A 10,983-nucleotide genomic window follows, 5' to 3' on the forward strand; every position below is an offset into this window, starting at 1 on the left:
ATAAAAATCTATGGTAAAAAGGGTCATAATTAGAAAAAGGCACCCAAATGGGGACATTCGGAAGGCCTTTTGTCTACAATGAAAAGCTTCTGCTAGAGTGCAGAAGCTTTTTTGTTTTCTATTGCAGAGGATGGATTCCCCAAATATCGGAAGCATACTCCTTAATGGTACGATCACTGGAAAAGTAACCTGCATGTGCAATATTAATCAGGCTCTTTTTTTGCCAGTTAAGAGAGTCTGTGTAACAACTCCCTAATCTTTGCTGGGTATTGATATAGGAGGCAAAATCTTTTAACACAAAGTATTGGTCATTTTCCTCAAGCAAGGAATCCACAATTGGCTCATATTCATTTTGGATGCCAGGGAAAAATCCGTTGATTAGCTGGTCAATCACCTGTTTAAGCCGTTTATCATGATGATAATAGCCAACCGATTCGTATCCGCCATGACGATAATAGTGAAGGACTTCCTCTGCGGTTAGACCAAAAATAAAGATATTGTCATCCCCTACCCGCTCATGGATTTCCACATTAGCTCCATCTAAGGTTCCTATAGTCAGTGCGCCGTTAATCATAAATTTCATATTGCCTGTACCAGAAGCTTCCTTACTGGCAGTGGAAATTTGTTCACTGATATCAGCTGCAGGAAAAATTCGTTCCGCTAGTGATACCCGATAATTTTCCATAAAGATAACCTTTAAACGGTCCGCGACTTTTGGGTCATTATTCACCTTTTCTGCAACCGAATTAATTAATTTAATAATCTTCTTTGCGTAATAGTAGCCTGGCGATGCTTTAGCTCCAAAAATAAACACCCTTGGCGTCATCTGGAAGCTGGAATCCTCCTTAATTTGGTTGTACAGATACATAATATGAAGAACATTTAACAGCTGTCTTTTATATGCATGAAGTCTCTTTACCTGGACATCAAAGATTGCCCTTGTATCTAGGGCTATTCCCGTTTGCTTATAAACCATCTCAGCAAGCTGTTTTTTGTTAGCAGCTTTAATTTTTCCTAACTGCTCTAGAAATGACCGATCATCTTGGTATTTAAGTAATCCCATCAGTTCATTTGCAGAATGTGTCCAACTTGGACCGATCGCATCGGTTAGCAGGGCTGATAATTTCGGATTGGCCTTAAGAAGCCAGCGCCGGTGAGCAATTCCGTTCGTTTTATTGTTAAACTTCTCGGGAAACAGTTGGAAAAATGGCTTCATCTCCCGTTCCTTTAATATTTCCGTATGCAGCCTGGCTACCCCATTCACACTAAAGCTGCCAACAATCGCTAGGTGGGCCATTTGGACAAATTCATCGGCAATAATAGCGAGACCAGCAATTCGTGTCCAATCCCCTGGGGTTTCCTCCCACAGCTTGCGGCAAAACCGTTCATTGATCTCCTCCACAATCATGTAAATTCGAGGTAACAGCGGCTGAAAAATCCGCACCGGCCATTTTTCCAGCGCCTCCGCTAACGTCGTATGATTGGTGTAGGAAATTGTATTTTGTGTAATATGCCATGCCTCGTCCCAGCCAAAGCCCTCTTGATCCAATAGTATTCGCATCAATTCGGGAATAGCAAGGACAGGATGGGTATCATTAATATGAATACAAACATATTCATGGAGTTTATCCAAACTGCCATATTGTTTTTTATGTGCTTTTACGATTGACTGAAGGCTAGCGGACACGAGGAAATATTGTTGCTTTAAACGCAAGATCTTCCCCTCATCATGGGTATCGTCTGGATAGAGGAACTCCGAAATGGCTTCTGTTTCTCGCTTATATTTTAATATATCTTTATGAACGGGAAATTGCGCTGGTTCTGCATTCCAAAGTCTGAGTGTGTTGACGGTTTTAGATTCGTAGCCAACTACAGGCATGTCGTATGGAACCGCTGTAACGGTCTCCGCATTTATATGCTGAAAAATGAGCCGGCCGTTTTCCATTTTAGTGTCCACTTTCCCCCAAAATGGTACACTCACCGCTAAGTCGAGTTTACGAACTTCCCACACATTACCGCTGCGCAGCCACTGTTCTGGTAATTCTACTTGGTAACCATTGACTATTTTCTGTTCAAATAACCCATGCTTATAGCGAATGCCCTGTCCATGCCCTGGTAGATTTAATGAAGCAAGCGAATCCAAAAAGCAGGCGGCTAGTCTGCCCAAGCCGCCATTGCCCAATCCAGCATCCGGTTCAATTTCTTCCAGTTCACCTAAATCTATTCCCAGTTCCTTTAATCCTTCCTCTACTGTCTGTTCAACCCCAAGATTAATGAGATTTTGACGTAGGAGTTTTCCAAGCAGATACTCGATCGATAAATAATATACCTGCTTCCCCTTCGTTGCCATGTATTGTTCATTGGTTGTAATCCAGTCATCACTTACATACTCTCGAATCATCTGACCTAATGTTTGATAATGGTCCACCTTGGTACTTTCGGAAAAGCTTTTGCCACACAGCATTTCAAGCCGATGCAAAAATGCAGCCTTAAAATTCTCCTTAGAAAACATGGGTTTCACTCCTTGAAATAAGCTCGGCATATAGTTGATTATAACTGAATGCAGATTGGGTCCAGCTATAATCCTTCTCCATTGCCTGCTTCACAATGGACTCCCACACCTGTTTATCTTGATAAAACTGAAGAGCTCTCCTAATGGTATAAAGCATGTCATGGGCATTAAAATAACGGAACGAGAAGCCGTTTCCTTCACCGGTAAACTCGTTAAAAGCATTCACCGTATCATTTAAGCCACCTGTCTCCCGAACAATGGGAATCGCCCCATACCTCATAGCAATCAGCTGGCCCAATCCACATGGTTCAAACAATGACGGCATTAAGAACAAGTCAGCAGCTGCATATAATTTATGGGCAAACTCTTCATCAAACTCGGTATAAACCTTTAACTTTTCCGGATAAATTCGGGCTGCCTGACGTAAATAGTCCTCATATTCATGATCACCTGTACCTAAAACGATTAGCTGAATATCTTCTTGGAGGATTTCCCGGAGTACACATCTTACAAGGTCCAACCCTTTTTGCCTTGTTAGACGTGAGATCATCACCATTAAGGGTACATTTGAGCTGGTTTTCAATCCCGTATACTTTTGAATCTCCCGTTTGTTAACCAGTTTATTTCCCGGACTTCGAAAAGAGAACGTTTTGTAAATAAATGGATCATTCTGAGGATTATAAAAGTCCTCATCAATTCCATTTATGATCCCGATGAGATTTTCATTTCGTTCTCTAAGCACCCCATCCAATTTTTCACCGTATTCCTCAGTTTGTATTTCCTTCTTATATGTAGGGCTGACAGTTGTAATCCGGTCTGCTGCCACCAATGCGCCCTTCATAAAATTCACATTACCAAAGAACTCCAAATGTCCTTGATTATAAGCTTTCCAATCGATTCCTAATAAATCCTTAATGATATCCTTTGGAAAAATCCCTTGAAATTGGAGATTATGGATCGTAAACACTGTCCGAATCGAGCCATATCCTTTGCGTTTATAATATTCAGATCTTAATAAATACGGGATCATCCCTGTATGCCAATCATGGCAATGCAATACATCCGGGAAAAATTCCAGCATCGCCATCATTTCAAGTACAGCCCGGTTAAAAAAGGCAAAACGTTCCCCATCGTCAAAAAAGCCGTACAGTTGCTCCCTGTTAAAGTAATATTCATTGTCTACGAAATAATAGGTAACGCCCTTGTAGGATAGTTCTTCAATACCGCAATATTGATTTCTCCAGCCCACTGACACTGTGAAATTCTTCACTTTCATCATTTGATTTTTAAACTTATCTGCGATTGTTCCGTATTTAGGAAGGATCACTCTTACATCCGACCCCAATTTATTCAATTCTTTCGGCAGGGAACCTGCTACATCAGCAAGTCCCCCTGATTTTGCAAATGGCTGGCATTCTGAAACTGCAAATAATACTTTCACGAATTCATCAACGCTCCTTGTTTCGTCCCTTTACGGACTACCAAAGGTGCCTGGACTGTCCCGCTTAGATGGACCCCAGCCTCTACCTTTACATCTTTATCCGCAATAACCGAATCTAAATAGCAATCTTCCTCAATCACACACTTTTGCATGATAATACTGTTTCGAACCACCGCACCTTTTCCAATGATAACGCCGCGGGCAATAATGCTGTTTTCTACCGTGCCACAAATTTGGCAGCCATTGGCAATCATGGAGTTCTTGACGGATGAACCTTTTATATATTTGGTAGGCGGCTCATCCTTGACCTTTGTTAAAATTGGCTGTTCTTTTAAGAACAGCTTTTTCCATACTTCAGGCTGCAGAAGGTTCATGCTCGTTTGAAAGTAGGTTTGAATCGAATCAATCATGACCGAAAAACCATCATAGAGATAATGGCAAACCTGATAGTAACTCTGCGGGTCACGAACAACATCCCTCATACAGGTATACCCAGTTAAATGTCTACTTTTAATGAGTTCAATAAGAAAGGAGGTTTTAACTAAATACAGTTCCATCGAGCCTCCATCCTTGAGATGGACTTCTGTAATATCACATTCGGAATGAATATGTGACTCGAGGAGCGGCTTAAAATCCATATTAAAAATGGTATAACAGTTAGAAATAATGGCATATTCCTGGGTGCTGCGATAAAAATAATCCATGTTCGCAGCAAACAGATCAAATGAACCAATTCGATTTTCATGGTTGTCTACGATCGGCGATGGAAAGAAGAATAAGCCATCACGCTTTCGATTTAGGTCCCAATTTTTTCCTGAACCCAAATGGTCCATCAAGGATCGATATTGCATTTTGGGGAAGATAGCAACGCTTCTGATGCCTGAATTCACCATGCTGGATAAAACAAAATCAATCACCCGGTAACGCCCTGAAAATGGCAATGCAGCCAATGAGCGATGGATTAATAAATCCTCTAAATCCTCTTGATAGCTTGTGGCATCTATAATCCCTAATAGCTTTCTTTTCATCTCTCCAGATCCCCCTTATTTATCAGAGAGCTATTCTCTCTGTTTCACCAATTAGTTTTCCTACGACTGTTTTACAGTTGGTTTCAGGCCGCTTAACATATCATTTGTGACCAGGATAATTTCATCTTCCAGGGAGCGAATGACCGTCCCGTCTGGGATGGTCACATCACAAGGGACAATCGCTTTTTCAATGTAGCAATCTTCCCCAATAATGGAATCTGGCATAATAACCGAATCTTTAATAAGTGAACCTTTCCCTACATCGACCCCTTGGAAAAGAACAGAGTGGTCGATTTCCCCCTCAATGGTACATCCTTCATTGATCAATGACTCCGATACGGAGGCATTTGGCGAAATATACTGAGGAGGCTGGTTCGGATTCACGGAATAGATTTTCCAAGAAGAATCAAATAGGTCTAATTCGCAATCTTCCTTTAATAAATCCATATTCGCTTCCCATAAGCTTTGGACGGTTCCTACATCTTTCCAATATCCCTTAAATGGATAAGCAAACAATTTCTTTTTTTGCTCCAACAATAAAGGTAACACGTCTTTTCCAAAGTCATGGCTGGAGTCCGGATTTCTGGCATCCATTTCTAAATATTCTTTTAAAATATTCCAACTGAATATATAGATTCCCATTGATGCTAAATTACTTTTTGGGTTTGCTGGCTTTTCCTCAAACTCTGTAATTCTCAACTCTTCATTGGTATTCATAATGCCAAAACGACTGGCTTCTATCCAAGGAACTTCTATAACGGATATAGAAACGTCGGCTCTTTTTTCAATGTGGTATTCTAGCATCGTTTCATAGTTCATTTTGTAAATATGATCACCTGAGAGTATAAGAACGTAATCAGGTTGATATTGCCTTAAATAATTTAAGTTTTGATAAATAGCACTAGCTGTTCCGGTATACCACTTCACTTCAGAGGACTCACTATATGGAGGTAGTACAGTAACTCCACCATTTTTCCGGTCCAAATCCCAAGTGCTGCCAATACCGATATAGGAATTTAACAAAAGCGGCTGGTATTGCGTTAATACTCCCACTGTATCAATTCCTGAATTGGAACAATTACTTAAAGTAAAATCAATAATCCTATATTTCCCCCCAAAAGGAACAGCTGGTTTTGCAAGGTCTCTGGTCAGGACATTAAGTCTACTTCCCTTTCCCCCTGCTAACAGCATGGCTACGCACTTTTTCTTTTCCATTTCCTTTCCTCTCCTTCCTTTTTTTAACGGGCCTAAGTAACAGAAAACTGAATGGTCCCATGCTTATATTGATAGAAAATGGTCTCCCATGAAATGGCTGCTCCAAGGAAGCAATCGTTTTTTTGTTTACCACTCCAGATCCCCCATACTCTGTGCTATCACTGTTAAATATTTCACGATATTCACCAGCAAATGGTACTCCAAGCTGATATTCAGGGTAACTGACACCAGTAAAATTGCAGATGACAATAACTGTATCTTCATCCTTTTTACCCCTGCGTATAAAAGAAAAAATTGATTGTTCTTTGTTATCTACGACCACCCATTCAAAGCCATCCCAAATATGATCTAATTCATAGAGTGCTTTCGAGCGTTTATATAACTTAATTAAAACTTTCACATAATCGTTCAATTTTCGATGCATTTCATACTCAAATAAGACCCAATCTAGTTGCTCTTTATCTTTCCATTCGGCAAACTGTCCTAATTCGAACCCCATAAATAACAGTTTTTTTCCTGGGTGCGAGAACATAAAACCCAGCAGCATTCGATATTGAGCAAATTTTTCCCAGTAATTTCCCGGCATCTTATTCAGTAGTGATTTTTTTCCATGTACGACTTCATCATGTGAAAACGGGAGCATAAAATTTTCTGAAAACGCATATAAAAGTGAAAAAGTAACTCTCGAGTGTACGGAATGCCGTGCAAAAGGCGGCGTCTCCATGTAATCCAGAATGTCATTCATCCAACCCATATTCCATTTATAATCAAATCCCAATCCACCATATTGTGGTGATGCAGTGACTTTCGGAAAGTCAGTAGAATCCTCACCAATCATTAAAATGGAGGGATTGTGCGTGTGGATTTCCTGGTTCAATTTTTTTAAAAAATCAATTCCAAAGGGATTAGGCTCTTTTGAACCATCACTATTTGGCCAAAAGATGATATTGGCAACAGCATCCATTCTAAAGCCGTCAACATGGAAATAATCCATCCAAAAAATCGCATTGGATATGAGGAAGCTTTGTACTTCACCTTTGCCAAGGTCAAAATTCGCTGTTCCCCATACTGCATTTTCTCTGTCCCCATGGTTGGTATAGGAATAAAGGTGCGTACCATCAAATTGATAGAGCCCATGTGCATCCTTGCAAAAATGTCCTGGTACCCAGTCCAGAATGACTCCGATTTTATGGTTATGACATTGGTCCACAAAATATTGAAAATCATTAGGAGTCCCGTACCTAGACGTTACCGAAAAGTAGCCTGTTCCCTGATAGCCCCAAGAGTCATCGAGAGGATGTTCAACAATTGGTAATAGCTCAATATGGGTAAAACCATGATCTACTACATAGGGAATCAGTTCTGAGGCCAACTCCCTATAGGTGAGAAAGTCCCCATTTTGCTTTTTCAGCCATGACCCTATGTGAACCTCATAGATAACTGCCGGTTCTGCTAAGGTATTTTTTCGGAGCCTTCGTTCCATCCAATCATGGTCAGTCCAGTGAAATTCTTCCAAACAATAAACTATGGAGGCGGTATTTGGACGTAATTCGGAGTAAAATCCAAATGGATCGGCTTTTAGGAGTATTTCATTTTGCTGTGTGACAATTTCATATTTATAAATACACCCTTCCAGATTTTTGTTGATGATCAGAATCCATACTCCTTCATCATTCACTTTTTGTAATTCATATCCATGACCATTCCAATCATTAAAATCGCCGACCAGACTTACTTGAAGAGCGTTCGGGGCCCAAACACAAAAGCGTGTGTAGGTTTGAGTGGAATCTTTAAATATATGAGCACCAAAAAGTTGATGACTTTGAAATAAGTTTCCTTCATGAAATAAATGCAGTTGATAGTCCGTTGGAAATAATGTATTTACTGTCATGACTTTCCTCATTCCCATTGAGAATATGTTTTACAAGTTTCAATTATAAGTGGAAAGTTATTATAATTCTCGTAAAACTTTTTTATCTTTTCTGACAAGAGTCTTTAACAGTACCCTAAAACCGACAATATTCATTAACTTTCGACTAAATTTGATGCATTTCACACCAAGATTAGACAAAAGACCGCAAAAACTTTTTGTTAGATTTGTTCACGAACACAAGAATGTAATGTTAGATACTTTTACAGTGATACTAATTTCGAGAGAACGCTTTCAATTTTTGATAGTATTTTTGGGGAGAATGGAAGTGGTTTATTAATAGGAGTTTTGTATAATGTTGTAGATCAGTATTAAGGAAAAACGCGTGGTGTGATAGTAATGGTTTTTTGGATTTGTACAGTTGTGTATCCCCATAGGTCTAATGCCTTGTGTTTGTACACTCTCCTAACCACCCTTGCTGCACCTTTTTTCCTTTTCGGCCTTTGAGGACGCCCCTAGTTACCTTGAATGCCATTTGGTTACCATCACGGTCATTTGGATGCTCCTACTTAACCATGACAGCTATTATTCTGAACAACAAAAAAGCTGATGATCAAATTATCATCAGCTTTTTTGTATGACCCCTACGGGATTCGAACCCGTGTTACCGCCGTGAAAGGGCGGTGTCTTAACCGCTTGACCAAGGGGCCAATAACAGAGAAGAAGGGATTCGAACCCTCGCGCCGCTTCCGCGACCTACTCCCTTAGCAGGGGAGCCCCTTGAGCCACTTGGGTACTTCTCTATATGGCTCCGCAGGTAGGATTCGAACCTACGACCGATCGGTTAACAGCCGATAGCTCTACCACTGAGCTACTGCGGAATAATATTAAATGGTGGGCCTAAATGGACTTGAACCATCGACCTCACGCTTATCAGGCGTGCGCTCTAACCAGCTGAGCTATAGGCCCATAATTGGAGCGGGTGATGGGAATCGAACCCACAACAACAGCTTGGAAGGCTGTGGTTTTACCACTAAACTACACCCGCAAATAGGTTAAATTAATAAAGGGCGATTGATGGGAATCGAACCCACGAATGCCAGAGCCACAATCTGGTGTGTTAACCACTTCACCACAACCGCCATATTATTTTAAAAAAATAATAGTAAAGGTGGCTCAGGACGGAATCGAACCGCCGACACAAGGATTTTCAGTCCTTTGCTCTACCGACTGAGCTACTGAGCCATAAGTGGCGGTCTGGACGGGACTCGAACCCGCGACCTCCTGCGTGACAGGCAGGCATTCTAACCAACTGAACTACCAGACCGAATTGCGGGGGCAGGATTTGAACCTGCGACCTTCGGGTTATGAGCCCGACGAGCTACCGGACTGCTCCACCCCGCGATAATAAAATTTATGATGTTTGTCCATGTTTAAAGAAGAAACATGGCGGAGGAAGAGGGATTCGAACCCCCGCGCGGTTTAACCCGCCTGTCGGTTTTCAAGACCGATCCCTTCAGCCGGACTTGGGTATTCCTCCATACACTTTTTAAGACTACTGGTGGACCTTGTAGGACTCGAACCTACGACCGGACGGTTATGAGCCGTCTGCTCTAACCAGCTGAGCTAAAGGTCCAAAATAATGTTCATTTGACCTTTTGTTCGTCTGTCCCCATCTCAGAAAGCTTATTCAAGCAGCAGCTCGATAGGTACAACTCGAAGCATATTCATTTGGAGCTTTGCTCGTTGCTCTAACCAGCTGAGCTAAAGATCCAGAATATTGGTAGCGGCGGAGGGGATCGAACCCCCGACCTTACGGGTATGAACCGTACGCTCTAGCCAGCTGAGCTACACCGCCAAATATTTTATAGTGATATGGTGGAGCCTAGCGGGATCGAACCGCTGACCTCCTGCGTGCAAAGCAGGCGCTCTCCCAGCTGAGCTAAGGCCCCATTTATAGAAATGGTCGGGAAAACAGGATTCGAACCTGCGACCCCTTGGTCCCAAACCAAGTGCTCTACCAAGCTGAGCTATTTCCCGATATTAACGCGCCCGAAAGGAGTCGAACCCATAACCTTCTGATCCGTAGTCAGACGCTCTATCCAATTGAGCTACGGGCGCATATTTAGATGGTGCCGAGGACCGGAATCGAACCGGTACGGTAGTCACCTACCGCAGGATTTTAAGTCCTGTGCGTCTGCCAGTTCCGCCACCCCGGCACTATTGGAGCGGAAGACGGGATTCGAACCCGCGACCCCCACCTTGGCAAGGTGGTGTTCTACCACTGAACTACTTCCGCATATAATTAAATGGTGCGGGTGAAGGGAGTCGAACCCCCACGCCTTGCGGCGCCAGATCCTAAGTCTGGTGCGTCTGCCAATTCCGCCACACCCGCATATTTAAATGGTGAGCCATGAAGGACTCGAACCTTCGACCCTCTGATTAAAAGTCAGATGCTCTACCAACTGAGCTAATGGCTCATAAAGAGTGGTGCCGGCTAGAGGACTTGAACCCCCAACCTACTGATTACAAGTCAGTTGCTCTACCAATTGAGCTAAACCGGCATAAAAATATATGGTGGAGGATGACGGGATCGAACCGCCGACCCTCTGCTTGTAAGGCAGATGCTCTCCCAGCTGAGCTAATCCTCCATATATAACAGCCTAGCAGCGTCCTACTCTCGCAGGGGCTTTCGCCCCAACTACCATCGGCGCTGAGAAGCTTAACTTCCGTGTTCGGTATGGGAACGGGTGTGACCTTCTCGCCATAACTACCAGACCAGTTATTCGACACTATTTTATTATAATGTCTTTTAAAATTTTTGCAAGAGAAAATTTTATCGTTCTCTCAAAACTAAATAATCAGAAGAAATTTTATAAACAGAGTTCGCTTTTTAATGGTTAAGTCCTCGATCGAT

Annotated in this window: 5 protein-coding genes, 21 tRNA genes and 1 rRNA gene; all 27 read right to left on the bottom strand. The window is 42.1% G+C overall.

The genetic code is table 11. The features are described 5' to 3' along the window. Positions 1–118: 118 nt before the first annotated feature. Positions 119–2,512 (bottom strand): glycogen/starch/alpha-glucan phosphorylase, encoded by a 2,394-nt coding sequence (locus tag BN2425_RS14500; protein ID WP_042460806.1) that lies wholly within the window; start codon positions 2,510–2,512, stop codon positions 119–121. Further along, a complete protein-coding gene (gene glgA / locus BN2425_RS14505) occupies positions 2,502–3,953 on the bottom strand; it encodes a glycogen synthase GlgA (protein WP_042460809.1) in 1,452 nt (483 codons plus the stop codon). Before glgA ends, BN2425_RS14500 begins: the two co-directional genes overlap by 11 nt. Continuing rightward, entirely contained in the window at positions 3,950–4,981 is a 1,032-nt protein-coding gene (locus BN2425_RS14510) for a GlgC family sugar phosphate nucleotidyltransferase (protein WP_042460812.1), read from the bottom strand. Before BN2425_RS14510 ends, glgA begins: the two co-directional genes overlap by 4 nt. A 60-nt stretch (positions 4,982–5,041) precedes the next feature. Further along, positions 5,042–6,196, bottom strand: a complete 1,155-nt coding sequence (locus BN2425_RS14515; RefSeq protein ID WP_042460816.1) for a glucose-1-phosphate adenylyltransferase — start codon at positions 6,194–6,196, stop codon at positions 5,042–5,044. Next, positions 6,144–8,087 (bottom strand): 1,4-alpha-glucan branching protein GlgB, encoded by a 1,944-nt coding sequence (gene glgB / locus BN2425_RS14520; protein ID WP_042460819.1) that lies wholly within the window; start codon positions 8,085–8,087, stop codon positions 6,144–6,146. Before glgB ends, BN2425_RS14515 begins: the two co-directional genes overlap by 53 nt. Positions 8,088–8,704: 617 nt before the next feature. Continuing rightward, positions 8,705–8,776, bottom strand: a tRNA-Glu gene (locus BN2425_RS14525). A gap of 5 nt (positions 8,777–8,781) precedes the next feature. Then, positions 8,782–8,869 (bottom strand) — tRNA-Ser (locus BN2425_RS14530). A 3-nt stretch (positions 8,870–8,872) separates the two neighbouring features. Beyond that, positions 8,873–8,947, bottom strand: a tRNA-Asn gene (locus BN2425_RS14535). Positions 8,948–8,958: 11 nt separating this feature from the next. After that, positions 8,959–9,035: transfer RNA gene (locus BN2425_RS14540), tRNA-Ile, on the bottom strand. 5 nt (positions 9,036–9,040) lie between these two features. Then, positions 9,041–9,114 (bottom strand) — tRNA-Gly (locus BN2425_RS14545). A gap of 21 nt (positions 9,115–9,135) precedes the next feature. Continuing rightward, positions 9,136–9,208, bottom strand: a tRNA-His gene (locus BN2425_RS14550). Between the two features lie 30 nt (positions 9,209–9,238). Continuing rightward, positions 9,239–9,311 (bottom strand) — tRNA-Phe (locus BN2425_RS14555). Between the two features lie 5 nt (positions 9,312–9,316). Continuing rightward, positions 9,317–9,393: transfer RNA gene (locus BN2425_RS14560), tRNA-Asp, on the bottom strand. A gap of 3 nt (positions 9,394–9,396) precedes the next feature. Then, positions 9,397–9,470 (bottom strand) — tRNA-Met (locus BN2425_RS14565). 43 nt (positions 9,471–9,513) lie between these two features. Next, positions 9,514–9,606, bottom strand: a tRNA-Ser gene (locus BN2425_RS14570). Between the two features lie 19 nt (positions 9,607–9,625). Further along, positions 9,626–9,702 (bottom strand) — tRNA-Ile (locus tag BN2425_RS14575). Positions 9,703–9,847: 145 nt separating this feature from the next. After that, a tRNA-Met gene (locus BN2425_RS14580) sits at positions 9,848–9,924 on the bottom strand. Between the two features lie 18 nt (positions 9,925–9,942). Then, positions 9,943–10,018 (bottom strand) — tRNA-Ala (locus BN2425_RS14585). Positions 10,019–10,029: 11 nt separating this feature from the next. Then, positions 10,030–10,106, bottom strand: a tRNA-Pro gene (locus BN2425_RS14590). A gap of 7 nt (positions 10,107–10,113) precedes the next feature. Continuing rightward, a tRNA-Arg gene (locus BN2425_RS14595) sits at positions 10,114–10,187 on the bottom strand. Positions 10,188–10,196: 9 nt separating this feature from the next. After that, positions 10,197–10,285, bottom strand: a tRNA-Leu gene (locus BN2425_RS14600). Positions 10,286–10,290: 5 nt separating this feature from the next. Next, positions 10,291–10,365 (bottom strand) — tRNA-Gly (locus BN2425_RS14605). Between the two features lie 11 nt (positions 10,366–10,376). Then, positions 10,377–10,461 (bottom strand) — tRNA-Leu (locus tag BN2425_RS14610). 9 nt (positions 10,462–10,470) lie between these two features. After that, a tRNA-Lys gene (locus BN2425_RS14615) sits at positions 10,471–10,546 on the bottom strand. Positions 10,547–10,554: 8 nt separating this feature from the next. Continuing rightward, positions 10,555–10,630: transfer RNA gene (locus BN2425_RS14620), tRNA-Thr, on the bottom strand. Positions 10,631–10,641: 11 nt separating this feature from the next. Continuing rightward, positions 10,642–10,717, bottom strand: a tRNA-Val gene (locus BN2425_RS14625). A 10-nt stretch (positions 10,718–10,727) separates the two neighbouring features. Continuing rightward, positions 10,728–10,844: ribosomal RNA gene (gene rrf / locus BN2425_RS14630) — 5S ribosomal RNA — on the bottom strand. Positions 10,845–10,983: the final 139 nt, after the last annotated feature.

Source organism: Neobacillus dielmonensis (assembly GCF_000612665.1).
Taxonomy (GTDB): Bacteria; Bacillota; Bacilli; order Bacillales; family Cytobacillaceae; genus Neobacillus; species Neobacillus dielmonensis.

Excerpts from the sequence above, each read along its gene's own strand:
- BN2425_RS14515 (WP_042460816.1), bottom strand. The coding sequence starts at position 6,196 with ATGGAAAAGAAAAAGTGCGTAGCCATGCTGTTAGCAGGGGGAAAGGGA.
- glgB (WP_042460819.1), bottom strand. The coding sequence starts at position 8,087 with ATGACAGTAAATACATTATTTCCAACGGACTATCAACTGCATTTATTT.
- BN2425_RS14510 (WP_042460812.1), bottom strand. The coding sequence starts at position 4,981 with ATGAAAAGAAAGCTATTAGGGATTATAGATGCCACAAGCTATCAAGAG.
- BN2425_RS14500 (WP_042460806.1), bottom strand. The coding sequence starts at position 2,512 with ATGTTTTCTAAGGAGAATTTTAAGGCTGCATTTTTGCATCGGCTTGAA.